The sequence below is a fragment of the Vibrio proteolyticus NBRC 13287 genome (genome assembly GCF_000467125.1).
In the GTDB taxonomy this organism is placed as follows: domain Bacteria; phylum Pseudomonadota; class Gammaproteobacteria; order Enterobacterales; family Vibrionaceae; genus Vibrio; species Vibrio proteolyticus.
The window spans coordinates 43,200-68,196 of sequence record NZ_BATJ01000026.1 but is presented as its reverse complement, the minus strand read 5'-3'; the positions used below and the strand labels follow the sequence as shown (position 1 = coordinate 68,196).

Annotated in this window: 23 protein-coding genes and 4 tRNA genes; 14 read left to right on the top strand and 13 right to left on the bottom strand. The window is 52.9% G+C overall.

Translation table 11 applies throughout. From position 1 onward, the window contains the following. Positions 1 to 102: 102 nt before the first annotated feature. From VPR01S_RS20360 to VPR01S_RS20345, 4 genes are all read right to left on the bottom strand, one after another. Positions 103 to 178 (bottom strand) — tRNA-Thr (locus VPR01S_RS20360). A 13-nt stretch (positions 179 to 191) separates the two neighbouring features. Then, positions 192 to 266: transfer RNA gene (locus VPR01S_RS20355), tRNA-Gly, on the bottom strand. Positions 267 to 301: 35 nt separating this feature from the next. Continuing rightward, positions 302 to 386 (bottom strand) — tRNA-Tyr (locus VPR01S_RS20350). A 36-nt stretch (positions 387 to 422) separates the two neighbouring features. Next, a tRNA-Thr gene (locus VPR01S_RS20345) sits at positions 423 to 498 on the bottom strand. A gap of 208 nt (positions 499 to 706) precedes the next feature. Between VPR01S_RS20345 and coaA the strand changes: the two genes are divergently transcribed. Continuing rightward, positions 707 to 1,630: a type I pantothenate kinase gene (gene coaA / locus VPR01S_RS20340; RefSeq protein ID WP_021707262.1), complete on the top strand. Its 924-nt coding sequence runs from the start codon at positions 707 to 709 to the stop codon at positions 1,628 to 1,630. A 33-nt stretch (positions 1,631 to 1,663) separates the two neighbouring features. Here coaA and VPR01S_RS20335 read toward each other — a convergent pair whose 3' ends face one another. Continuing rightward, positions 1,664 to 2,089, bottom strand: a complete 426-nt coding sequence (locus VPR01S_RS20335; RefSeq protein WP_040903221.1) for a DUF805 domain-containing protein — start codon at positions 2,087 to 2,089, stop codon at positions 1,664 to 1,666. A gap of 56 nt (positions 2,090 to 2,145) precedes the next feature. After that, the gene (locus VPR01S_RS20330) at positions 2,146 to 2,493 is read right to left on the bottom strand and encodes a 5-carboxymethyl-2-hydroxymuconate Delta-isomerase (protein WP_021707260.1); all 348 of its coding nucleotides are present in this window, start codon (positions 2,491 to 2,493) and stop codon (positions 2,146 to 2,148) included. 249 nt (positions 2,494 to 2,742) lie between these two features. Here VPR01S_RS20330 and tpiA point away from each other — a divergent pair, with 249 nt between their 5' ends. Together tpiA and VPR01S_RS20320 are read left to right on the top strand one after the other, a co-directional pair. After that, positions 2,743 to 3,513 carry a triose-phosphate isomerase gene (gene tpiA, locus VPR01S_RS20325; RefSeq protein WP_021707259.1) on the top strand — a complete coding sequence of 257 codons (771 nt, stop codon included), beginning with the start codon at positions 2,743 to 2,745 and terminating at the stop codon, positions 3,511 to 3,513. A gap of 121 nt (positions 3,514 to 3,634) precedes the next feature. Then, entirely contained in the window at positions 3,635 to 4,993 is a 1,359-nt protein-coding gene (locus VPR01S_RS20320) for an MATE family efflux transporter (protein ID WP_021707258.1), read from the top strand. Between the two features lie 44 nt (positions 4,994 to 5,037). Here the strand turns inward: VPR01S_RS20320 and rraA are convergent, their stop codons facing one another. The 3 genes from rraA to efp form a co-directional block, all read right to left on the bottom strand. After that, the gene (gene rraA, locus VPR01S_RS20315; protein WP_021707257.1) at positions 5,038 to 5,559 is read right to left on the bottom strand and encodes a ribonuclease E activity regulator RraA; all 522 of its coding nucleotides are present in this window, start codon (positions 5,557 to 5,559) and stop codon (positions 5,038 to 5,040) included. A 76-nt stretch (positions 5,560 to 5,635) separates the two neighbouring features. After that, positions 5,636 to 6,553, bottom strand: a complete 918-nt coding sequence (locus tag VPR01S_RS20310; RefSeq protein ID WP_021707256.1) for a 1,4-dihydroxy-2-naphthoate polyprenyltransferase — start codon at positions 6,551 to 6,553, stop codon at positions 5,636 to 5,638. Between the two features lie 112 nt (positions 6,554 to 6,665). Further along, positions 6,666 to 7,232, bottom strand: coding sequence for an elongation factor P (efp, locus tag VPR01S_RS20305; RefSeq protein WP_021707255.1), 567 nt, complete (start codon positions 7,230 to 7,232; stop codon positions 6,666 to 6,668). Positions 7,233 to 7,265: 33 nt separating this feature from the next. Between efp and epmB the strand changes: the two genes are divergently transcribed. Further along, a complete protein-coding gene (epmB, locus tag VPR01S_RS20300; RefSeq protein ID WP_021707254.1) occupies positions 7,266 to 8,288 on the top strand; it encodes an EF-P beta-lysylation protein EpmB in 1,023 nt (340 codons plus the stop codon). 88 nt (positions 8,289 to 8,376) lie between these two features. Further along, positions 8,377 to 8,880, top strand: coding sequence for an MgtC/SapB family protein (locus VPR01S_RS20295; protein ID WP_021707253.1), 504 nt, complete (start codon positions 8,377 to 8,379; stop codon positions 8,878 to 8,880). Between the two features lie 56 nt (positions 8,881 to 8,936). Here the strand turns inward: VPR01S_RS20295 and pfkA are convergent, their stop codons facing one another. The 3 genes from pfkA to VPR01S_RS20280 form a co-directional block, all read right to left on the bottom strand. Beyond that, positions 8,937 to 9,899, bottom strand: coding sequence for a 6-phosphofructokinase (gene pfkA, locus VPR01S_RS20290; RefSeq protein WP_021707252.1), 963 nt, complete (start codon positions 9,897 to 9,899; stop codon positions 8,937 to 8,939). Positions 9,900 to 10,165: 266 nt separating this feature from the next. Further along, a complete protein-coding gene (gene fieF, locus VPR01S_RS20285) occupies positions 10,166 to 11,074 on the bottom strand; it encodes a CDF family cation-efflux transporter FieF (protein ID WP_040903218.1) in 909 nt (302 codons plus the stop codon). A 99-nt stretch (positions 11,075 to 11,173) separates the two neighbouring features. Then, positions 11,174 to 11,692: a CpxP family protein gene (locus VPR01S_RS20280; RefSeq protein ID WP_021707250.1), complete on the bottom strand. Its 519-nt coding sequence runs from the start codon at positions 11,690 to 11,692 to the stop codon at positions 11,174 to 11,176. Positions 11,693 to 11,881: 189 nt separating this feature from the next. Here VPR01S_RS20280 and VPR01S_RS20275 point away from each other — a divergent pair, with 189 nt between their 5' ends. From VPR01S_RS20275 to VPR01S_RS20260, 4 genes are all read left to right on the top strand, one after another. Next, positions 11,882 to 12,568: a response regulator gene (locus VPR01S_RS20275; protein ID WP_021707249.1), complete on the top strand. Its 687-nt coding sequence runs from the start codon at positions 11,882 to 11,884 to the stop codon at positions 12,566 to 12,568. Continuing rightward, complete coding sequence (gene cpxA, locus VPR01S_RS20270) at positions 12,568 to 13,950, top strand: envelope stress sensor histidine kinase CpxA (protein WP_021707248.1); 1,383 nt, start codon at positions 12,568 to 12,570, stop codon at positions 13,948 to 13,950. The genes VPR01S_RS20275 and cpxA overlap by 1 nt, the downstream gene beginning before the upstream one ends. 77 nt (positions 13,951 to 14,027) lie before the next feature. Continuing rightward, positions 14,028 to 14,645 (top strand): superoxide dismutase, encoded by a 618-nt coding sequence (locus tag VPR01S_RS20265; protein WP_021707247.1) that lies wholly within the window; start codon positions 14,028 to 14,030, stop codon positions 14,643 to 14,645. Between the two features lie 117 nt (positions 14,646 to 14,762). Then, the gene (locus tag VPR01S_RS20260; RefSeq protein WP_021707246.1) at positions 14,763 to 15,242 is read left to right on the top strand and encodes a tRNA (cytidine(34)-2'-O)-methyltransferase; all 480 of its coding nucleotides are present in this window, start codon (positions 14,763 to 14,765) and stop codon (positions 15,240 to 15,242) included. 47 nt (positions 15,243 to 15,289) lie between these two features. On the opposite strand, the gene VPR01S_RS20255 is transcribed toward VPR01S_RS20260, so the two are convergent. Continuing rightward, positions 15,290 to 15,802 carry an FxsA family protein gene (locus tag VPR01S_RS20255; protein WP_021707245.1) on the bottom strand — a complete coding sequence of 171 codons (513 nt, stop codon included), beginning with the start codon at positions 15,800 to 15,802 and terminating at the stop codon, positions 15,290 to 15,292. A gap of 220 nt (positions 15,803 to 16,022) precedes the next feature. Here VPR01S_RS20255 and VPR01S_RS20250 point away from each other — a divergent pair, with 220 nt between their 5' ends. The 5 genes from VPR01S_RS20250 (at position 16,023) to arcA (ending at position 24,954) form a co-directional block, all read left to right on the top strand. Then, positions 16,023 to 17,930, top strand: coding sequence for a sensor domain-containing diguanylate cyclase (locus VPR01S_RS20250; protein ID WP_021707244.1), 1,908 nt, complete (start codon positions 16,023 to 16,025; stop codon positions 17,928 to 17,930). A 191-nt stretch (positions 17,931 to 18,121) separates the two neighbouring features. Then, on the top strand, positions 18,122 to 19,573 hold the full coding sequence (gene aspA, locus VPR01S_RS20245) for an aspartate ammonia-lyase (RefSeq protein WP_021707243.1): 1,452 nt from the start codon (positions 18,122 to 18,124) through the stop codon (positions 19,571 to 19,573). 165 nt (positions 19,574 to 19,738) lie between these two features. Beyond that, complete coding sequence (locus tag VPR01S_RS20240) at positions 19,739 to 21,046, top strand: anaerobic C4-dicarboxylate transporter (protein ID WP_021707242.1); 1,308 nt, start codon at positions 19,739 to 19,741, stop codon at positions 21,044 to 21,046. A gap of 508 nt (positions 21,047 to 21,554) precedes the next feature. Beyond that, positions 21,555 to 23,003 carry a YfcC family protein gene (locus VPR01S_RS20235; protein ID WP_021707241.1) on the top strand — a complete coding sequence of 483 codons (1,449 nt, stop codon included), beginning with the start codon at positions 21,555 to 21,557 and terminating at the stop codon, positions 23,001 to 23,003. Between the two features lie 730 nt (positions 23,004 to 23,733). Beyond that, a complete protein-coding gene (gene arcA, locus VPR01S_RS20230; protein WP_021707240.1) occupies positions 23,734 to 24,954 on the top strand; it encodes an arginine deiminase in 1,221 nt (406 codons plus the stop codon). The last annotated feature ends 43 nt before the right edge of the window (positions 24,955 to 24,997 follow it).

The following is a 24,997-nucleotide window of genomic DNA, read 5'->3' as shown; positions in this document are numbered from 1 at the left end:
TGAGTTGTCCCTCTAGGTACGGATTTAGGTGGCTTGAATGACCACGCAACCAAAAATTATTGGTAATAAAGTATATATCAAAAGGAAAACTTTGCTTAGAGCTGGTGCTGATAGGCAGACTCGAACTGCCGACCTCATCCTTACCAAGGATGCGCTCTACCACCTGAGCTATATCAGCACTCTAAATTGAGTGGAGCGGGCAGCGGGAATCGAACCCGCATCATCAGCTTGGAAGGCTGAGGTAATAGCCATTATACGATGCCCGCAACACGTAACTCTGAGAGCTATTTCCTTTGGAATATGGTGGAGGGGGACGGATTCGAACCATCGAAGGCAGTGCCGGCAGATTTACAGTCTGCTCCCTTTGGCCACTCGGGAACCCCTCCAAATTTTCGCCATTCTCACGACTATAAAGGAGAGAATGGTGCCGACTACCGGAATCGAACTGGTGACCTACTGATTACAAGTCAGTTGCTCTACCTACTGAGCTAAGTCGGCATAAGTGGTGCGCATTCTATTGAATGATTTTCAGGGTTGCAAGAGCAAAAGCGAAAAAATTGTGGATTTTGCCAAAAATCAGCGTGTTTGCTGATTTTTCACGCAAATTTCGTCTTTTAAGGCATTTCTGCAGCCTAAGTCGTTTGCATTATCGGCTCCTTGTTGTATGTTCGCTCCTCTTATTATTTCGATTTCGACAGAGTAGCTTATGAGTCCTTATCTTTCTTTCAGCCGTCATCAATGGGCAGAACGACGTAACTCTGTTCCTATGACGCTTTCTGAAGACGACTTGAAAGAGCTGCAGGGCATCAACGAAAACCTGACCATGAAAGAGGCTGTCGAAATCTATTTGCCGTTGTCGCGTCTGCTCAATTTGTACGTCGCCGCCCGCCAAAGCCGCAATACTGTGCTGAACCAGTTTCTGGGGAACACCCATGTCGCTCCGCCGTTCGTGATCGGCATTGCTGGCAGTGTTGCTGTCGGTAAAAGCACGACAGCCCGTTTGCTCAAAGCGCTGTTGTCTCGCTGGGAAAACCACCCGAAGGTCGAGCTGATCACCACCGATGGATTCCTCCATCCGAACCGGGTGTTGTTGGAGCGCGGGATTATGAAGAAAAAGGGCTTCCCGGAATCGTACGACATGAAACGTCTGGTGCAGTTCGTTTCCGACGTTAAGGCCGGCAAGCCGAATGTGATTGCCCCTGTCTATTCACACCTGACGTATGACATTACTGATGAAGTGAAAGTGGTCGACCAGCCAGACGTACTGATCATCGAAGGGCTAAACGTCCTGCAAAGTGGGATGGACTATCCCCACGACCCCCACCGGGTGTTTATTTCCGATTTTCTCGATTTCTCGCTCTACGTCGATGCCGAAAGCGAGCTGATCCAAAAATGGTACGTTGAACGCTTTTTGAAATTCCGCCAGGGCGCATTTACCAAACCCGGCTCCTACTTCAGTCACTATACTCAATTAACCGAACAGGAAGCGGTCGACAAAGCACGGAACATCTGGCAATCGATCAACGGCATTAACCTGCAGCAAAATATCTTACCCACCAAAGAGCGGGCGCAGCTTATTCTGCGCAAAGGCGCGAATCATACCGTAGAAGAAATCCTGCTGCGTAAATAAAACCAAGCCCGGGCACGACCGGGCTTGTTGTTCTCAATGCGGCGCTCTGCCGTAACGGTTGTCCCCGTCACTGCCGCGCAAAAAACCACACTCGACCAGGATCCAGGCACCGCACAGCAGCGACGCCAGAGAAATCAGCGTCTGCCATAAATCCGGCTGCGCCATCTGAGTCGGCTCGCCGACCGGCACCGCCAGACGCGCCACCACCAGCGGCACGTTCAACAGCAACCACCAGCTTGATTTGTCCCGGTCATGCCAGCGTTTCGCAGTGATCGCCAGATCCGGGATCAGCACCAGCAACAAAAACACCGGCAACACCAGATGCGCGATGCCGGGAAACAGTTTATTGACCGCGGCAGCAAACAGCACAATCGCGGCGTAATACGCCAGATTCCACAGCCAGTAAGTCTGACGCCCCACCCGGCCCTGGAAAGAAAATAACAATTGTTGTATCGACATCGTTTTCACCTGCAGAATATTCACGCCCCGGAAATCGTATCTCCAGAAGCAACGGTTTAGTTTACCACTTTCTGAAAACAGGCTTTATCCATATCACGAATATTCACCGTCAGACTACGAACATGGCTGGCTTGCCTTTGCAGGGTATCGATCAATTGGCGGGACAAGTCACGTTTCTGCTCTTCAGTACGCCCTGCCAAGAGCTCAAAACTGAGGTGGATAAAATCAACACTGTCCCCTTCTTCACCAATCAACCAGTCATTGATGCGCACGGCGCGGGATTTGACGGACGCTAGCTCAAACAAACCGCTTTTCAACGCGACCTGATGTAAATCGTCCAGCAATCCGGGAATATTGACGCGCTCTTCCACTGAGTTTGAGTATTCCATGACAAGGTTGGGCATTGTGCTTCCTTACTGTTATTTCGCAAAGTATTGTCGTAAACCAAGCCTCAGTAATAGCAAGTCGGGCGGCAAAATCCGAGCACTGCACTATGATTCTGTTTACCAGATCACTCGCAAGCGGTCGCGACATTCCATAAAGACATGACTGGAATCATGATCTGGCCGATTTATTCTGTTATATTCTTTCGCAATTACGTTGATTTTTTACATTCATACACTTTTTACATTAAAGATAAGGGAGATATTCCTATGCGTCGTCCTGTAGTGATGGGTAACTGGAAACTGAATGGCAGTAAAGCAATGGTCACTGAACTGCTGACTGGTCTGAATGCGGAACTTGAAGGCGTGACTGGCGTTGACGTAGCGGTTGCTCCACCCGCACTGTACCTGGATCTGGCTGAGCGTCTGATCGCAGAAGGCGGCAACAAAATGATCCTGGGTGCACAGAACACTGACCTGCACAACAGTGGCGCGTACACGGGCGACATGTCTCCAGCCATGCTGAAAGATTTCGGTGCTTCTCACATCATCATCGGCCACTCTGAGCGTCGTGATTACCACAAAGAATCAGACGAGTTTGTTGCTCAGAAATTCGCGTTCCTGAAAGAAAACGGCCTAACGCCGGTATTCTGTATCGGTGAAACGGAAGCACAAAACGAAGCGGGCGAAACCGAAGCCGTATGTGCACGTCAAATCAATGCAGTGATCGACGCCTACGGCGTTGACGCTCTGAACGGCGCCATCATCGCTTACGAACCAATCTGGGCAATCGGTACTGGTAAAGCCGCAACAGCTGACGATGCACAACGCATTCACGCGTCTATCCGTGCTCTGATCGCCGTTAAAGATGCAGCGGTTGCAGAACAAGTCATCATCCAGTACGGCGGCAGCGTGAAACCAGAAAACGCAGAAGCTTACTTTGCACAGCCAGACATCGACGGTGCCCTGGTTGGCGGCGCATCTCTGGACGCGAAAAGCTTTGCAGCAATCGCCAAAGCTGCGGCAAAAGCCAAAGCGTAAGCGCGATTCGAACCAAGTTCGAATAGAGAAGGCCGGCATTTGCCGGCCTTTTTTGTTTCTGGTTTGTCTCCGACACAGGTTGCGAGTATCCTAGCTTTTTTCTCCAGCTGCTGTACCACCTATGCACGATAAACACGGCCTGCTCACGGCCCCCATTCCCGATGTGCTGCGTCAAATGACCGTACCGATGATCTTCGGCATGGTGGCGATCCTGATGTTTAACCTGGTGGACACGTTCTTTATTTCCCTGCTCGGTACCCAGGCGCTGGCTGCGATCAGTTTTACTTTCCCGGTCACGTTCGCGGTGAACTGCATCACCATGGGCATCGGTATGGGACTGTCTACCAGTATCGGCCGTTTGCTCGGTCAGGGGGATACCAAACATGCCGCTCGGGTTGCCAGCCATGGTCTGTTACTGGCGGTAGTGCTGGTAATGCTGGCGTCCGCTCTGGGACTGGTGAGCATCGACCCGTTGTTTCTGGCCCTTGGCGCCGATGAAACCCTTCTGCCCTTGATCCACCAGTATATGGACATCTGGTATCTAACCATCCCACTGCTGGTGATCCCGATGGCGGGCAACAGCGTGATCCGCGCCACTGGCGACACTAAAACCCCAGCGAAGATCATGATGCTGGCTGGTTTGATCAACGGCATTCTCGACCCTCTGTTGATCTTTGGCTACGGGCCTTTTCCGGAGCTGGGCATTCGCGGCGCCGCTATTGCCAGCGCGATGAGCTGGCTCGGTGCCTTAATTGGCTCGTTGTATATCTTGCTGCAACGCGAGAAGCTACTGGCGATGCCCAGCCTGTCTCGGCTGCTGCCCGACTGGCAACAAATCCTCAAAATCGGTACCCCCGCAGCGCTGTCCAATGCCATGAACCCACTGGCCGGTGCGGTCCTGATGATGCTGCTGGCCTCACACGGCACCGCCGCCGTTGCCGCGTATGGCGCCGCGCAACGCATTGAGTCAATTTTGATCCTGGTTCTGATGTCCCTGACCTCAGCTTTGACGCCGTTTATGGCGCAAAACTTCGGCGCCGGGAATCCGCAGCGCAGCTTTGGTGGTCTGTTTCTGAGCATGCGCTTTTCAATCGCGTTTCAGTTTTTGGTGTTTCTCGCCATGGTGCCGCTCAGTGTTCCTCTGGCGGCGTTGTTTTCTCAGGAGCAAACGGTGCGCGATCTGCTGTGGCACTACTTGTTGGTGGTGCCATTCAGTTATGGTTTTCAGGGTACCGTGATGATGCTGGTGTCCGGATTGAATGCGTTGCACAAACCGCTCAATGCTTTCCAGTGGAGCTTTATGCGTCTGTTCGTATTTACCCTGCCGTCAGCCTGGCTGGGTAGTCAGCTCCATGACGTTGAAGGCCTGTTTGGCGGCATTGCGCTGGGCAACATCCTCGGTGGCTTATTTGGTTATCTTTACGCGCTGCGCCTGCGTCGACAACACCATTCACTGCGTTCGAGCGAACCACAGACATAAAAAAACCGACCTCCGGTCGGTTTTCTTTTCAGAAATGGTGGTCGTTACAGCACTTCCAGTTCTTCTTCTTCGTCGCGCTCGATTTCAATATCCAGCGGCTCTTGAGAGAGGATAACGCCAGTGTTGTCGGCATACAGATAATCTTCCGGCAGGAAAGTGACGCCGCCGAAATTGACCGCAACATCGACTTCACCGATGCCTTGCTGCACTGCTCCGACCGGAATCGACGCCAGCGCCTGAATGCCGATGCTCATGTCTTCAAGTTCGTCCACTTCTCGCACACAGCCGTACACGACGATACCTTCCCATTCGTTCTCTTCAGCCAGAGAAGCCAGCTCTGCGTCAATCAACGCCCGGCGCAATGAGCCCCCACCATCAATCAGCAGCACCCGGCCCAACCCGTCCTGCTCAAGGACTTCGCGGATCATACCGTTGTCTTCGAAACACTTAACCGTCGTAATCTGACCGGCAAAAGACGCACTGCCGCCGAAGTTGCTGAACATAGGTTCGACAACATCCACCTGATCCAGATAGATATCGCATAACGCTGAGGTATTGTATTCCATAGCATGTCTTCTCTTACTGATAGTAATTACTTCCGAGTATATCTGGTCATTAAGTCAATGCAATGACAACCCGCAATTAACTCGTGATTGTTTGAGCTATAACCACTCCTGCAAACAACAGGTTAGTCACCAGAGAGCACTTAACGACCACTGGCATCATTGGTGCAATCTGAGCCGGTTGATCCGCGTGCCAGACCGCTTTGCCGTGTTTGTAGGTTACGATCAGGCTGAGCAGAAACGGTAAGCTGATCCACACCGGAGCCGGTTGTAAGCCCAGATAAAGCGCAAAAGCCAGCACCGCGCCCCCCAACAACACAAAGTGATACTGCTTGGCCCGGGTCTGCCCAAGACGCACCGCCACGGTGCGCTTACCACACGCCAGATCGTTTTCAATATCACGCATGTTGTTAATATTAAGCACAGCAACCGCCAGCAAACCGCAGCCGACTGCTGGCAGACTCAGCGCCGCGTCAATGCGTCCGGTGTGGAGGAAATAAGTACCGGCAACCCCCAGCAAACCGAAAAAGATGAACACGGAGATGTCACCCAGTCCCACATAGCCATAGGGTTTGTTGCCCACGGTATAAGCAATCGCGGCCAAAATCGCCAGCAAACCGAGTGCAATAAAGGCCAGAATACTGTGCAAGCTGTCAAGCGCGTAGAGCACCAACGCCAGACCCGCGATGATGGTCAGCACAATATTGATGCCGATCGCCTGACGCATCGACGCCAGTGACACCGCCCCGGATTGAATCGCCCGCATGGGCCCCAGGCGCTTATCGTTGTCGGTGCCTTTGACCGCATCACCGTAATCGTTCGCCAGGTTTGACAAAATCTGTAATAAGGTCGCGGTGACAAACGCCAACAATGCGACCGGAAGAGAAAACTGACCAAAAGAAAACGCCAGCACACTGCCGGTCAGAATAGAGACCAGCGCCAGTGGCAAAGTTTTTGGCCGGGCGGCATCAAGCCAGATACGTAATGACTGTTTCATGGACCTTATCATAATGCCCTAAGAGGTAGTGAAGATTGTGGCACATCAATGAATCCGCCGCAAAACGCAAAAAAGGCCACCGAAGTGACCTTTTTTCCAAATCCTAGCGGGATTACTTCACGCGACCCACGTATTCCGCAGAGCGTGTGTCCACTTTGATCACTTCGCCGATCTGAATGAACAGCGGAACGCGTACAACCGCGCCTGTGGTCAGTGTCGCTGGTTTACCACCGGTACCCTGTGTATCGCCTTTCAGGCCCGGATCCGTTTCAACCACTTCCAGTTCAACAAAGTTTGGCGGCGTCACTGCAATCGGGTTACCGTTCCACAGAGTCAGCATACACGTGTTGTTTTCCACCAACCACTTCGCGTTGTCGCCCACCGCTTTCATGTCTGCTGCGATTTGCTCGAACGTTTCGTTGTTCATGAAGTGGTAGAATTCACCGTCGTTGTACAGGTAGTCCAGATCGATATCCATTACGTCAGCGGTTTCAACAGAATCGCCAGACTTAAAGGTTTTCTCCAGAACTTTACCAGAAAGCAGTTTACGGATTTTTACACGGTTGAATGCCTGACCTTTGCCCGGTTTGACATACTCGTTTTCGAGAATGACACAAGGCTCATTATCAAGCATAATTTTAAGACCGCCTTTAAATTCATTCGTGCTAACTGTAGCCATTTTTTCCTCTTACCATTCTTCGAGTTAAATTTAATGCCGCACATAATAACCCGAAAAGTTGATTCTGTTGAGCAAAACTGGCTCAAACAGCTGGCAAACGCGATCTCGGATCCGCTCCAGCTCCTGAAGCAACTTGAAATCGACCCATCACCTTGGCAACACGGATTTGACGCAAAAACGCTCTTCGCACAGCGTGTGCCACAAAGTTTTGTCGATCGAATGGAAAAAGGCAATCCTCACGACCCGCTTTTGCGTCAGGTCCTGCCGCTGTCTGAAGAGTTTGACGTGCAGCCGGGGTATTCGACTGATCCGCTGGATGAGCAAAACAACGCCGTCCCCGGCCTGCTGCATAAATACCGTAACCGCGCGCTAATGATCGTCAAAGGCGGCTGCGCGATCAACTGCCGCTACTGTTTCCGCCGCCACTTCCCTTATCAGGACAACAAGGGCAATAAATCGGTGTGGCAGCAGAGTCTGGATTACATCGCCGCACAGCCCCAGCTGAACGAAGTGATCCTGTCTGGGGGCGACCCTCTGATGGCCAAAGATCATGAGCTGACCTGGCTGGTGGAGCACCTCGCCGACATCCGCCACATCAAACGGCTGCGGATCCACACCCGATTGCCGGTGGTGATCCCAGCCCGGGTTACCGACACCTTGTGTCAGTTGCTGGCCACCAGCCGTCTGCAGGTGGTGCTGGTGACGCACATCAATCATGCCCAAGAGATTGATGACGATCTGGGGAACGCCCTGCGCAAGCTCAAAGTCGCCGGTGTAACACTGCTCAACCAGAGTGTTCTGCTCAAAGGCGTCAACGACAACGTCGATAGTCAGGTTGCTCTCAGCGAAGCCCTGTTTGATGCCGGTGTTCTGCCTTACTACCTGCATGTCCTGGACAAAGTTCAGGGCGCGGCCCACTTTTTTGTTTCCGATGACGACGCCCGCGCACTGATGGCCGGTCTGATTGCACGGGTATCCGGCTATTTAGTCCCGACCCTGACACGGGAAATCGGCGGCCGGGCAAGCAAAACGCCACTTGATTTGCATCTGGAATAACACCAACAAACCTGTTCGTGTCGATTAAAAACATTTGTTCGCACCCGGCCGTGAATCTTTGCATACTCCGCGCTTTTGGGAGGCCAATATGCCAATTTCCATCGCGCCATTTTTTGACCTGGGGCCCTTTAGCTGGCTGGCCCTGTTCTGCTGTGCCCTAAACGGCGCTCTGATCGGCGCCGAGCGGCAGACCCGGGGGAAGCCCGTCGGTATCCGCACCTCGATTCTGGTCATCGCCGGTACCTATCTGTTCATGTCGATGGCGGTCACGCTCTCGCCCAACACCTTAGATCAGGCCCGGGTACTCGGCCAGATCATCACAGGGGTCGGCTTTCTCGGTGCAGGCGTCATGATGACCATGGACGGAAAAATCCACGGTGTTACTTCTGCGGCGGTGATCTGGGTACTGGCCGCGCTGGGGATGATGATCGGCCTGGGTTACTGGCAGCAGTCGATCCTGATCACTGTGCTGGCCCTGAGTGTGCTGCTCGGCGTCGACAAAGCCGAAAACCATTTTCAGGCGCTGCGCCGCGGCGTCCATCAGCGCTTTCGCAGTCGTAAAGTACCACCACGCCACAGCAGCGAGACGTAGATAGCATAAAAAAACCACCCAGACGGGTGGTTTTTTTCATCTCGATGAGTCGGTGCTTAGAACAGTTCGTTCGCCACCTGGTACAAATCTTCACGTACCGGACGCTTCATGTTCTCAATCGCATCGATGATGTCGTGGTGCACCAGTTGTTCTTTCTGGATACCAACACAGCGGCCGCCGTGTCCGTCCAGCAGCAGGTGAACCGCAAAGTTACCCATGCGAGATGCCAGTACACGGTCAAATGCAGTTGGACGACCACCGCGCTGGATGTGACCCAGTACAGTAGCTCGGGTTTCACGCCCAGTCGCCGTTTCAATCTCTTTCGCCAGCTCGTTCGCATCCATCATCAGCTCAGTCAGTGCGATGATCGCATGCTTTTTGCCTTTGGCGATACCATCTTGAATGTTGTTGATCAGCTTATCCATATCCAGACCGGTTTCCGGGGTGATGATGTATTCACATCCGCCCGCAATCGCCGACATCAAGGTCAGGTCACCACAGTGACGGCCCATGATTTCCACGATAGAAATACGCTGGTGCGAAGACGACGTGTCACGCAGACGGTCAATCGCGTCGATCACTGTGTTGAGTGCCGTCAGGTAACCGATGGTGTAATCTGTTCCCGCAATGTCGTTGTCAATGGTGCCCGGCAGACCGATACATGGGTACCCCATTTCAGTCAGCTTTTTCGCCCCCATATACGAACCGTCTCCACCAATCACCACCAGCGCATCAATGCCGTGTTTCTTCAGGTTCTCAATCGCTTTCTCACGTACCGCAACGTCTTTGAACTCAGGGAAACGAGCAGAGCCCAGGAACGTACCGCCTTTGTTGATCACATCCGATACGCTCGAACGATCCAACTTGACGATACGATCTTCATAAAGACCCAGGTAGCCGTCGTATACACCGTATACTTCCAGACCTTCAGATAGTGCCGTGCGAACCACGCCACGAACCGCAGCGTTCATACCAGGTGCGTCACCGCCACTTGTTAGTACACCGATCTTCTTAATCATGCTCACCCTCGATTTTTGGGAATTTAATATCAAATTTTGATTCAGGCCGCCCGACTGAGCCACCCTCAGAAACTGTGCTTTATGTTACCTTTACCGCAAAGGAATACTACTGTTATTTGCACGAAATCATGTAAGTTTTCTACTTATGTAAAAGTATTACAGCTTTGTGCGAACACTTTGTTGATGCACATCAGAATCAGGTTTATTTCTTCCGCAGCAGAAAAGATAGCCAAGAACTGTCGGTTTGTCGCGTAAACCTCGTGCTACTAGAAGTCTTCACGTTTTTGCGCCCGCTCCGGACCAAACACAACCGAGAAAGGATCCTGATGAATTAAGACGTCCGCTTCAGGAAAAAGCTGTAACAATTTTTCTTCCGCTTCGTCAGAAATACGATGTGCTTCAATCAACGGAATCTGGTCCTCCAGTTCCAGGTGCAACTGGATAAATCGCACTGGCCCGGACATCCGGGTTCGCAACTGATGTACACCCAACACGCCGTCCACTTCAAGGCAGGACAAGCGGATCTGCTCCAGCTCTTCCTCCGGCAACTGTCGATCAAGCAGGATCTGAGTTGCTTCGGTGATCATCCGGAATGCACTGTAGAGAATGTAGATCCCGATCCCGACCGCAAACACCGCATCCGCCTGTTTCAGGCCAAACCAGCTCAACCCCAACGCCACCATGATCGCGATGTTCATGTAGAGATCCGACTGGTAATGCAGCGAGTCGGCAGCAATCGCCTGGCTGCCGGTCTTGCGCACCACGTACTGCTGAAAACGCACCAGCGCAAACGTCACCACAATGGCAAACAGGCTGACGTACACCCCGTATTCCGGTGAGGTCAGTTCGTGCGGGCGAAAGAAGCGGTCCACCCCATTGAGGATCAGAAAACAGGCTGAGCCGGAAATGAACATCGCCTGCGCCAGTGCGGCCAGCGATTCGGCTTTGCCATGGCCAAAGGTGTGCTCGCGATCGGCCGGCTGCACTGCATAGCGCACCACGATCAGGTTGACCACCGACGCCGCAATGTCCAGCAGCGAGTCGATCAGTGACGCCAGCAAACTGACAGAACCGGTCACCCACCAGGCAAAGATTTTCACGATCAGTAACAAGGTCGCGACCATCGCCGCAGTCCAGGCCGCCAGGGTCACCAGGCGCGCATAGTCTTTCTTCATAACGTGTTCACAATAACCAGAATAATCTATCAAGTATAACGTGCTCATTGTGAAACAAAAAAGGCAGCCTTAAGCTGCCTTTTTGAGGTCGGTATCGCGTTATTTTTGCTCGGCACGCTTTTGCATCCGCTCGTGCATTTTCGCCTGACACTCCTGCATACGCTCTTGTTTCAGTTCCGCGTACTGGGTTTTCTGCTCCGGCGTCAACACACTCAGCATCTTGTGCTGACGGGCCATCATTTGTACCCGGCGCTCAGTTTGCTTTTCGACCATCTGTTTGGCCAGTGTGTTGGCTTGTGCCTGATCAAAATTGTCGGCCAGCAGCAATTGCTGGACCTGAGCATGGTACGCCTGCATTTCAGCCTGACGTGCTTCGTTATTGCCGGCAAACTTAGCTCGCATCTCCTGACGCCCTTGTTCACGCATCGTCTTGAGCTGGTCCTTCTGCGCGTCCGTTAGATTCAGCTCTTTAAAAATGCCCCGGTCAGAGGCACATTTGCCGAACTCACCACCGTGATGACCTTCGCCGCCTTTACCACCAAATGCCCACGCACTCGCGGTGCCCAGAGTCAGTGGCAGAACGACCGCCGCCAGAATCATTTTCTTTGCCATTTTCATAATCAGTCCCTCTTGAGGATAGTCTTGTTCATGCATGCCGCTCTCTGCAGCGCTTGAGTGTAGAATACGTCGTGGTGAGTAAAGCAACGTTTAGCCAGCGTAAAGAATCGTAAAGAGTGAAAATCGCGCTGAAACCCAATCATTTTTCGCAGTAATATAAGACCAGAGCGAGATAACAGAGGCACACCCATGGCGCACATTCTTTTAATTGATGACGATACCGAGCTGACCAGTCTGCTGCAGGAAGTCCTGAGCTTTGAAGGCTTCACTGTCTCGGAGGCCAACGACGGCGAAGCCGGTCTGGCAGCGCTGTCTGAGGAAATCGATTTGATCCTGCTGGATGTGATGATGCCAAAACTCAACGGTATGGAAACCTTAAAACGTCTGCGTCACGATTGGGAAACCCCGGTGCTGATGCTGACGGCCAAAGGCGAAGAAATTGATCGCGTGGTGGGTCTGGAACTCGGCGCCGATGACTATCTGCCTAAACCGTTCAGCGACCGTGAGCTACTGGCCCGGATCCGCGCCATCTTGCGTCGCACCCAGCACAAAGCCAGTGGCCGCCACAGCGACAGCCTGTGTTATCAGGACATCGAAATCTTTCCCGGACGCCAGGAAGCTTACTGCAGCGGTCAGTTGCTCGAGCTGACCACCACCGAATTCGCCCTGCTGACGCACTTAGTGCAAAACCCCGGGGTGACTCTGACCAAAGACGCCCTCAGTCTGGATGTGCTGGGAAAACGTCTTGCGCCCTTTGATCGTGCCATTGATATGCATGTCTCCAACCTGCGAAAGAAACTGCCAGAACGCGAAGATGGCAAATCGCGCATCAAAACCCTGCGTGGTCGCGGTTACCTGCTGGTTGAGGAGGACTGATGCGTCTGCCGAAAATCACCAGCCTGTACGGGCGGATCTTTGCGATTTTCTGGTTCACCATGGCTCTGGTGTTGCTCGCGGTATTGTCACTGCCTCACCTCGACCCTCGCAAAGCGCGTGACATTCCCGCCGACCACCTGCAGCGCATGCAGCAGGCGCGCGATCGGGTTGAGCAGCGTTTTGCCAACGAAACCGATCTCAGTCGGATTCTGTTTCGCCTTGACGCCCATGAAGGCGGCCCTCGCGATCCCAAGCCCCGCCTGTTTCTGTCCGATACCGACGGCACTATCCTTACAACTCGCCGTCACACCGATTTTAAACTCAAGGCGCTGCAAAACTTCGTCACCGGTATTGAACCGGACTCACCGCCTAAACAGCGCCTCTACGGCCGCTATATGATTGGTGGCCCGCTCCCCATCACTCTGGCCAATCAGGATCTGCGGCTCTACTTCGGTTTCCGCTGGAATGAGCCGCCGCCGTTTCTGCTGCGTCTATTCGATAAGCCGTTCCAATTGCTGCTGGCAGTCATGGCGGTAAGTACGCCGCTGCTACTGTGGCTGGCCTGGGCGCTCAGTCAACCCGCACGCAAACTGGAACTGGCCGCACGCCGGGTCGCCAGCGGCGAGTTTGTCGTCGACCCGAAGCTGGAAAAAGGCACCTCAGAATTTCGTCAGGCCGGCGCCAGCTTCAACCAGATGGTCGAAGCGGTCAACCAGATGATTTCCGGTCAGCAGCGTCTACTGTCGGATATCTCACATGAGTTGCGCTCTCCTTTAACCCGCTTACGGATGGCCAACGCGTTGGCGGTGCGCAAACAGGGCAACAGTCAGGAGCTGGAGCGTATTGATACCGAAGCCCAGCGGCTGGAAACCATGATCGGTGAACTGCTCGAGCTGTCGCGCATGCAGGCCGACAGCCACCTCAGTCGCGAAGTGCAGCCGTTGTCCAGTCTGTGGGAAGAGCTGCTGAGCGACAGCCAGTTTGAGGCCGAGCAAATGGGTAAAACCCTGACTTTCTCCGCCATTCCTGATCGTCACATCTCCGGCAATCCACAACTGCTGATGAGCGCGGTGGAAAACATCATCCGTAATGCGATTTACTATGGTCGGGATCAGGTTGATGTCCAGTTGAGTGAGCATGGCGACATCCTGAGCATTCAGGTCGAAGACAATGGCGATGGCGTGCCGGACAGCGAACTTCAGGACATCTTTCGCCCATTTTACCGTGTCTCGACGGCTCGTGATCGTCACTCGGGCGGCACCGGACTGGGGCTTGCGATCACTGAAAGTGCGGTGCGCCAGCACAGCGGCAGCATCACCGCCAGCCGCAGTCAACTGGGCGGGTTGAAAGTATGTATCGAGCTGCCTTTAGTGGTGGGGTGAAATACCCCCACAAAAAACCAAGTTGATAATGAGATTTATTATCATTAAAGTGAATTCAACTTTTAGGAGGATTCACTATGACGCATTTGTTCCCTGATCTGCCCTACGACTACGACGCGCTGGAACCGTACATCGACGCCAAAACCATGGAAGTACACTACAGCAAGCACCACCGCACCTACTACGACAAATTCCTTTCCGCCATCAAAGGCAGTGAACTGGAAACCACCCCGCTGAGCGAGATCTTCGCTCAGGTTTCCACCCTGTCACCGGCGGTACGCAATCATGGGGGTGGTTATTTCAACCACATTCTGTACTGGAACTGTATGTCCCCTAACGGTGGCGGCGAACCGAATGGCGCTTTGGCAGAGGCCATTGATGCCCGCTTTGGCAGCTTCAGTGCATTTCAGGATGCCTTTACTCAGGCGGCAATCAATACGTTTGGGTCCGGCTTCGCCTGGCTGGTGGTGCGTAACGGCCAGCTGCATATCAGCAGCACCCACAATCAGGACAACCCGCTGATGGACGTGGCCGAGGTACGTGGTGAACCCATCTTGGCGCTGGATGTGTGGGAACACGCCTATTACATCCGCTATCAGAACCGTCGTCCGGAATACATCGACGCCTGGTGGAATGTTGTGGACTGGCAAACGGTCGGCGAACATTACGCCGTGGCACTGGCGCAGCGCGCCTGATTTCAGTGTGGCGGGCCAGCCCCGCCGCCTAATGCCTTCGCCGCAGCGCGCGAAGCTCGCATCCTGTGTCTACTGGGGTATACTCATGGCTATCGTTCTCAATGACTCTGCAACACCATGTTTGATATCGCTCTGTACGAACCTGAGATTGCGCCGAACACCGGCAACATTATCCGTCTGTGTGCCAATTGTGGCGCCAACCTGCACCTGATTGAGCCGCTGGGGTTTGATCTCGAAGAGAAAAAAGTGCGCCGCGCTGGTCTGGATTACCACGATCTGGCCCGGGTGACCCGGCACAAAAATCTCGACGCGTTCTACGCTTACCTGCAGCAACATCGCCGCGATGGTTACCGTATTTTTGCCTGCACCACCAAAACCACGGGTCATCATGTCAATGCCCATTTTCAAGCAGGGGACGTATTGCTGTTTGGTCCGGAAACACGCGGCCTGCCCGCGGAGGTGATCGAAAGCCTGCCGATGGCGCAGCGCATCCGTATCCCGATGATGCCCGATGCGCGCAGCCTTAACCTGTCCAATGCAGTGGCGATCATCGCCTATGAAGCCTGGCGACAACTCGGCTTTGACGGCGCGCAGTAACCGTCACTGAATAAAAAAACGCGCGGCTCAGGCCGCGCGTTTTACGGTTAATTGAGTTTATTCCGGTCATCGTCGTCTTTGCGTTCGTATTCCCCTTCAAAGGTATTGCCGTTTTTGTCGGCATTGAACGGGTCGCGCTCAAACGGATTTTGATCGAACGGGCCGTTGGAATAACCGCTGTGGAATCCTCCTCCAGAGACCGTTTTGACCACCATTTTGCTCATCAGGTACTTGGCGATCACCGCACGCGGTGCCGGCAGCAGAATCAACATACCCAACGCATCGGTCATAAAACCTGGCGTCAGCAGCAACACCCCGGCCACCGCCAGCATCACACCTTCAAAGATCTGTTGCGCCGGCACTTCTCCCTGTTGCAGACGCGACTGGACGGTCATCAAAGTTTGCAAACCCTGACTGCGCACCAACGACGCGCCGACAAATGCGGTGATCAACACCAGCGCGATGGTCGGCCACAAACCAAGGACACCGCCCACCGAAATAAACAGGCCAATTTCAATGATCGGCACCACGATAAATAACAATAATAAGATAGGAAACACATGCCCTCCTTTGTTTCCTACACCTTAGCGCCTTGCCCAGGCGCCTGCAAGGCTGCGCAGATGCATAAAGTGTTGCGGTATATTGCGTCAGGTCACGAAATTTATTTCCCCTTTTTTCATATACATAGTTAGCCCCCTCACGAGAGAGTGGCGATATATTGGTCAAACCGCATTGCGTAGTCTAAATTACTGTCAATCATAAATACTCAACCAATACCATATGAAGCGTGTGTCGAGCATCCTCAACAAGATGGTTATCGTGTGGACGCTGGTATCTCTGATACCGGCGGCGTACTACTTTTACATGAGCGCCAAATCGCACACGTTTCTGCTCGCTAGAATGGAAGCGCAGGGGTTGCAGTTTCTCTCCCATGTCGACGTCAAAGCCACGCAGTTACACGATCATCTCGATCAAACAGTTCGCGAACTGAGCCGCTCTAAACTGATCCATGATTTTGCTAAATCCCCCACCGAACAACGCCGCCAATACCTCGAAAGCCAGTGGCTCCTCAATGCCGTGAATTCCACCTACTTTTACCAGCTGCGTTACATCGATACCCGGGGCATGGAAGTGATCCGGGTCGAATACGATGCGCTGAACAAACGGGCACTGGTGGTGCCGCCAAGTCAGTTGCAGAACAAATCACAACGCGATTATTTCCGTTACGCCCAACAACTCACCGGCGGAGAACAGGGCTATTTCGGGATTGATATTGAGTTTGAGCATGGCAAACCCGTGATCCCGTACAAACCGGGCTTTCGGATTCTCTACCCGATTGAAGATAACGGCACCCGGCTGGGCTACTTTGTGGCGAACCTGCACGTACTGGAGATCATTGCCGCCATCACCGACAACCAACAGAATATGAACGTGCATTTCGTTGACGATCTGGGGTACTTTACCCTCAGCAGCGACAGCCAACTGCTGTTTGGCGACATTATCCGTGCCCGTGCGGGTGACAACATCCCCAACCACAACCCGGAACTGTGGGAACATATGCAGGCGCACCTGAATCAGGAAGGCAGCGTCATGACCTTGCAGGGTCTGTATGTTTACCGGCCGTTCAATCAACAGATTTTTGCCAACGTCAACAGCCTTACGATGCTGGCCTACTACCCACCCAGCGTGGTCGATGCGCTCTTCCTGCCCATGCAACAGGACATCATCAGTGAAACGTTCATTCTCTGGCTGTTTCTCGGACTGGTCGCCGCGATCGTTGCCATGCACTGGGATGATCGCCAGCGGATCAAAACCAACCGCACCTTTGCCCAGTTGGCGATTGAAAACGGCGGCGCAGTGGCACTGACCGACAATGAGCACTACATTCTGCGCGCCAATGCCCAATTGAACGAACTGGTCGGTCTGCACAGCGCCAGCGAAGTGCTGAAAGGACATAACCTGCTTGACTACCAGCCAACTCAGGCGGCGCGGCGCCAGTTGGCGAAACAGTTGGAACTGGATGGTCGCTGGAAAGGCCAGCTGACTCTGTTAAGTCAGGACAACACCCCCACTATCTGCGAAGCCGAAGTGCGCGCCCTGCCGGGCAAATTCACCAAAGTCGACTATTTCATTTACTCGTTTACCGACATCTCTCAGCACCACATGAAGATTGCCGAACTGACCGAGCAAACCGAGCGCGATCCGGCCACTTCGCTGTGGAACAAACGCAAGTTTGATGATCACCTCCGCTACCAAGCCCGCCTTCATCAGCGCTACCCGGATCACCCGCCCGGCTGTCTGGCGATCATTGACATTGATGAATTCAAGCAGGTCAACGACAGCCAGGGGCATGCCTTCGGTGATGAGGTCATCACGTACGTCGCTAGCCAGCTCACCGCTTTGCTGCGCGATACCGACATGGTGGCCCGCATCGGCGGGGATGAATTTGCGGTAATCATCCAGCACATTGAGCTGGAGCAGGCCTTCAAACTGATGCAACGGGTCAGTGAAGCCATTACTCAGGGCGCCAGTTATCCCATCACCCTCAGCATCGGACTCGCCCGCCTCTGTGAGGATGCATCCGCCACTTTCAGCCGTGCCGACGGCGCTCTGTATCGCTCGAAAAACACCGGGCGAAATCAGGTCTCTGCGGACCATTTTCCGCACTTTACCGTGGTGGAAAACTAGCGGATGAGAATTTCGTTAGATTTGCTCCAAAAGGTGATCTAGTTACTATTTTTATGTGTCAGGTGCAGTATGATGTGCCACAGAAGTCAGGACGTATTTTCCAGCCAAAAATTCTGACGAATGGATTCTTATACTGCAGAAATGGCTAATAATTCCCTTTATTATCAGAATAATTCTCTAAGGATCCTGTTATGGCTACCCTATCTGATGCTCCAAAAACTGCTAATTCAGCCACTCGTATTGAAGAAGACCTGCTCGGCCAACGTCATGTTCCTGCGGACGCGTACTACGGTATCCACACTCTGCGTGCGATTGAAAACTTCAATATTTCCAGCATGACCATCTCTGACGTACCGGAATTTGTCCGTGGCATGGTGATGACTAAGAAAGCGGCGGCACTGGCGAACAAAGAGCTGGGTGTGATCCCGAAAGATGTAGCCAACTACATTATTCAGGCGTGTGATTTGATCCTTGAAACAGGTAAGTGCATGGATCAGTTCCCGTCAGACGTCTTCCAGGGTGGTGCCGGTACTTCCGTCAACATGAACACCAACGAAGTGATCGCCAACGTGGCACTGGAACTGATGGGCAAAGAAAAAGGCCACTACGAATTCATCAATCCTAACGATCACGTTAACAAGAGCCAATCGACTAACTGTGCTTACCCAACCGGTTTCCGTATCGCGGTATACAACTCCGTCACGAAACTGATCGATGCAATTGAATACCTCAAAGGCGCATTCGAACTCAAGAGCCAGGAGTTCAAAAATGTGTTGAAGATGGGCCGTACTCAGTTGCAGGACGCAGTACCAATGACCGTTGGTCAGGAGTTCCACGCCTGGGCCGTGACGCTCAACGAAGAGATCCGTGCGCTGGAATACACTTCTAAGCTGCTGCTGGAAATCAACCTAGGCGCCACTGCAATCGGGACGGGGCTGAACGCGGCTCAGGGCTATCAGGAACTGGCGGTGAAACACCTGGCGCAAGTGACCGGCCTGGAAGTCGTGCCCGCAGAAGATCTGATCGAAGCCACGTCTGACTGTGGCGCTTACGTGATGACACACGGCGCGCTGAAACGTCTGGCGGTGAAACTGTCTAAGATCTGTAACGACCTGCGCCTGCTGTCATCAGGCCCACGTGCCGGCCTCAACGAACTGAACCTGCCAGAACTGCAAGCTGGCTCTTCCATCATGCCTGCTAAAGTGAACCCAGTTGTACCGGAAGTGGTTAACCAGGTGTGTTTTAAAGTACTGGGGAATGACAACACTGTGTCTTTCGCAGCCGAAGGCGGCCAGTTACAGCTGAACGTGATGGAGCCGGTGATTGCCCAAAGCATGTTTGAGTCTATCTCACTGCTGGCTAACGCCTGTGTCAACCTGCGCGACAAGTGCATCGACGGCATCACCGTCAACAAAGAAGTGTGTGAAGCGTACGTGTACAACTCCATCGGTATCGTCACTTACCTCAACCCATACATCGGCCACCACGAAGGTGACATCGTCGGTAAGATTTGTGCCGAAACCGGTAAGAGCGTCCGTGAAGTGGTTCTGGAGCGTGGGCTGCTGTCGGCGGAAGAGCTGGACGAGATCCTGTCGGTCGAGAACTTCATGCATCCGACTTACAAAGCAAAACGCTACGAGTAATGCGATGGCATCAGGGCCCTGTGCGGGCCCTTTTTTCGGCGTCGCATTAATACCCCTACTTTTTATCCTGCTTTACTCGTCACAGTCAGTGACTCTGATTATCTGAGCGTTCAGCCTCCTGAGGGCTCAGGTAATCAGAATCAAAATATAAACGAGGTAATCATTATGGTTTGGGTCGAACTGCTTGTTGTTCTGCTCTTTATCTTTTTAGGGGCACGTATTGGTGGCATTGGCATCGGTTTCGCCGGTGGCGCCGGGGTCATTGTGTTATCGCTGGTGCTGGGTGTACCCACCAGTCAGGCGTTTATTCCGGTCGACGTGATTCTGATCATCATGTCGGTGATCACTGCGATCGCGGCCATGCAGGTCGCCGGCGGGATGGACTGGCTGGTACAGCTGGCGGAAAACTTTTTGCGTAAACACCCAGAGCGCATCACCTTCTACGCGCCAATCGTGACTTTTCTAATGACACTGATGGCCGGTACCGGTCATACGGCGTTCTCGACCCTACCTGTGATCGCCGAAGTGGCAAAAGGTCAGGGAGTACGACCTTCACGTCCGTTGTCGATTGCCGTGGTTGCCTCGCAAATTGCCATTACAGCTTCGCCGATTTCCGCCGCCGTGGTGGCGTTCGCTGCCATGCTGGCTCCCAAAGGCGTCGACTATCTCACCCTGTTGGCCATCTGTATTCCGACCACGTTCATCGCCTGTATGATCGGCGCTTTTGTGGCGAACTTTATGGGTAGCGAACTCAAAGACGATCCCGTCTATCAGGAGCGTCTGGAAAAAGGCCTGATCAAACTGGCCGGTGAGCAGCAGCGTGAAATCCTGCCAACCGCTAAGAAAGCCACTTTCATCTTCCTGGCGGCGATCGGGTTTGTGGTCTGTTATGCGGCGGCCATTTCCAGTTCGGTTGGCCTGATTGAGAACCCGGCATTGGGGCGCAACGAAGCCATCATGACCGTCATGCTGGCAGCAGCAGCGGCTATTGTGTTGTTCACTAAGATCGATGCCTCGAAAATTCCGTCGGCGGCCACGTTCCGTTCCGGTATGACGGCATGTGTGTGTGTTCTGGGTGTGGCCTGGCTGGGCTCTACTTTCGTCAATGCCCACGTAGACGGAATCAAAGAAGTGGCCGGTGCACTGCTGGCGGATTATCCGTGGATGCTGGCCCTGGTACTGTTTTTTGCCTCCATGCTGCTCTACTCACAAGGCGCCACCACGGTTGCTCTGATGCCAGCCGCTCTGGCGATCGGCGTTGCTCCGCTGACCGCGGTGGCATCGTTTGCCGCCGTCAGCGCACTGTTCGTACTGCCAACCTACCCCACACTGCTCGCCGCAGTGGAGATGGACGACACTGGCTCAACCCGCATTGGCAGCTACGTCTTCAACCATCCGTTCTTTATCCCGGGTGTGGTCACCATCGCCTCAGCAGTCACGCTGGGCTTTCTGTTCGGCGGTATGATCCTGTAAACGCACGAATAATTGAATGAGGGAGCTTCGGCTCCCTTTTTTATTCGCCCGGCGGCAAAAAGTGCTTTTTTGATTAAAGTCAAAACATCGTTCTAAAAGTCGAAAATACCCACTCAGAATAACGATTGAATAAAATTTCTTAGTGTGTGACAAACCTGAGTATTTTCAGGCATCTCAATTATGCACACCACATCCCCCCGAATATTAATCCAGTTAAAATAAAAAAATACTCCGATGAATATCCTTCGTTCACCCGAGGCAATTTTAATTAAATAACTTTTGTGAAGATCACCAAAGTTGCGTTCGTATAGGCTGTTTAAAATATCCTTAAACCGCTCATTATATTCAGATAAAAGAACGTCTTATTTTAACCTTATGAATTTGAGTGTGTATTTCCAATAACTTAAGAACCAAGTCTGTTAATTATTCGTCGGTCAGATTTTAAATAATTAATGTGTCGCTGATTCACACCTGAGTACTGGGCGTACCTGGGTGTAAGGAGATAGCTATGACAACGCAAACCCTACCAACCGAGCAAAAGAAAAAAGGCTTCTTTGCTAATTTCAAATTCCCTTCCGCCTACACCATCCTGTTTGTGCTGATCGCGCTGGTCGCGCTGTTAACCTGGATCGTGCCAGCAGGCCAATATCAACGCGTCATGAACGAAGATCTTGGCCGCGAAGTGCCCGTAACTGGTACGTATCAACGGGTGGACGGCAACCCTCAGGGCATGGTGGATGTGCTGCTGGCCCCCATCGATGGCTTTTACGATCACAACAGCTATGAAGCCGGCGCTATCGACGTTTCATTGTTCATTCTGGTGATCGGTGGCTTCCTCGGTCTGGTGACCAAAACCGGAGCAATTGACGCCGGGATTGAGCGCGTCACGACCCGTTTACAAGGGCGTGAAGAGCTGATGATCCCGATTCTGATGGCGCTGTTTGCCGCTGGCGGCACCATTTACGGCATGGCCGAAGAGTCTCTGCCCTTTTACACCCTGTTGGTGCCCGTCATGATGGCTGCCCGCTTTGACCCATTAGTTGCCGCGGCCACCGTGCTGCTCGGAGCGGGGATCGGCACACTTGGCTCGACCATCAACCCATTTGCCACAGTAATCGCGGCCAACGCGGCCGGCATCCCATTTACCGATGGTATCTTCCTGCGTGCGGCGGTGTTGCTGATCGGCTGGGTAATATGTGTGGCGTATGTCATGCGTTATGCCCGTCTGGTGCGCGAAGATCAATCGCACTCCATCGTCTATGACAAATATGAAGAGAACAAAGCCCACTTCCTCGGCAACCAGAACGGTGAGGTGCTGGCGTTTACCGGTACCCGTAAGCTGATCCTGTGCATCTTTGGCGCCGCCTTTGCGGTAATGATTTACGGAGTGTCAGTTGCAGGCTGGTGGATGGCTGAGATTTCGGCCATGTTCCTCGCTGCGACTATCATCATTGGTCTGGTCGCACGCATGAGCGAAGAAGAGTTCACCACCAGCTTCATTGACGGCGCCCGTGACCTGCTTGGTGTGGCCCTGATCATTGGTATCGCCCGTGGTATCGTGGTGGTCATGGACCGCGGGATGATTACCGACACTATTCTGAACTCCGCCGAGCAAATCGTTACTGGCCTGTCGTCGTGGGTGTTCATCAACGTGATGTTCTTCCTCGAAGTGCTGCTGTCGTTCCTGGTACCGTCCAGTTCCGGTCTGGCGGTGCTGACGATGCCTATCATGGCGCCGCTGGCAGACTTCGCCGGCGTCGGGCGCGAGCTGGTCGTCACCGCGTATCAGTCGGCCTCCGGCTTAGTCAACCTGATCACACCCACCTCAGCGGTGGTCATGGGTGGACTGGCGATTGCCCGTGTCCCTTACGTGCGCTGGGTAAAATGGGTCGCTCCACTACTCGGCATCTTAACAGCGCTGTGCGTTATCGCACTCAGCCTGGGGGCACTGCTGTAACCCCAACCCTATCGGTACCGCAAGCCGCCTTCGGGCGGCTTTTTCGTGCTGGTGGCGCCCCTTTGCTATCTGCACGGCCGCGGCTTCGTTCTTATCCCTGTCCTTACTGCCCAAGCGACACTGCACAGCGCCAGGCTCACGCCCCAATCCAAAACAGCAATAAATAAGCACAAACACCGACTAATTAAATACCCTGCTATATCGCTAACCGTCACTGCCCTGCCGATTATTATTCCCTCAGAAAATAAACCAAACGTAACGAGCGAAAAATAGCTGAAATAGCGATGTGATCGAGGTGGCTTTTAATGGAAAAAGTTTTGTTAAAAGATAATTAAATCATCCTGACAAAGCAATTATCTAGAGAAAAAGAGTGCATATTTCCTTATTATTCACCCATTCATCACCACGAACCAAAAGAATATATTTCCCTACCATTAAGCCTAATCAATGAATACGCTGAATTATTCATGCATAAACTTCCCTTTGTAGCACATATTTACAACCCAAGACACACACTTCACAGTGAATAAATTTTGTTAAATCCCTTTGCCAGCAAGGGCTGAGCAATAAAAATCGTTCTGTGACTGACCTCTAAGATTCCCCCTGCATGGGGCGTAATATGAATTTCAGAACAAATAAGTGAATAAATAAATTCACTCAATTCTTCCCTACGAAATAAATATTTGTTTTTAGCAATAAGAACAAATTCAGAAATAAGAGAGAGACCATCATGAGTAAGCTATATGTAGGTTCAGAAATCGGTCAACTACGTCGCGTTTTAATCCATCGTCCAAGACGCGCTCTCAGTCACTTAACCCCATCCAACTGTCATGATTTGCTGTTTGATGATGTCCTGGATATCGAACGGGCAGGTAAAGAGCACGATGTGTTCGCCCAGACACTTCGCGACCAGGGTGTCGAAGTTCTGCTACTGACCAACCTGCTGGCGGAAACGCTGGACGTACCGGAAGCCAAAGAATGGCTGCTACACACTCAGATATCCGACTACCGCTTCGGCCCGGCGTTTGCGAACGATCTGCGCTGCTACCTGGGCGATCTGCCACATATTGAGCTGGCGAAAATCATGACAGGCGGCCTGGCTTATGCAGACATGCCCATCAAATCGTCGTCTATGCTGCAGGCAATGCACAAGCCCACCGACTTTATCATCAAGCCACTGCCAAACCATCTGTTTACCCGAGATACGTCCTGCTGGGTGTACGGCGGGGTCTCGATCAACCCGATGGCCAAAGTGGCACGCCAACGTGAAACCAACCATCTGCGGGCCATTTACCGCTGGCACCCTACCTTCGCGGGTCAGGACTTCATTAAGTACTTTGGTGACGAACAACGCAACTACGACAAATCCACCATCGAAGGCGGGGACGTGCTGGTGATTGGCCGCGGCGCCGTGCTGATAGGCATGTCCGAACGCACCACAGCGCAAGGGGTTGAGCAACTGGCCTCCAGCTTATTCAAACATGGTCAGGCGAAAGAAGTGATTGCTCTTGAGCTTCCCAAAGATCGTTCGTGCATGCATTTAGACACCGTGATGACGCATATGCGTGAAGACACGTTCTCCGTTTATCCGAACGTGATCCCGGATGACGTCAACTGCTGGAGTCTGACCGGTGACGAATCCGGCCACGTCAAAGCGACGCAGCAATCGTCTTACATTCGTACCATCGAACAGGCTCTGAACATCGACAAACTCAACATGATCACCACAGGTGGTGACAGTTTCGAGGCCGAGCGTGAACAGTGGAACGACGCCAACAACGTCTTAACCGTTAAACCGGGCGTGGTCATCGGCTATGAACGCAACACCTACACCAACGAAAAATACGACAAAGCTGGCATCACTGTTCTGCCAATTCCAGGCGACGAACTGGGCCGTGGTCGTGGCGGTGCACGCTGCATGAGCTGCCCAATTGAACGTGACGGCATCTGATCCCGTCTGATGGTAACAACCTCGCCGGGGCTTAGTCCCCGGC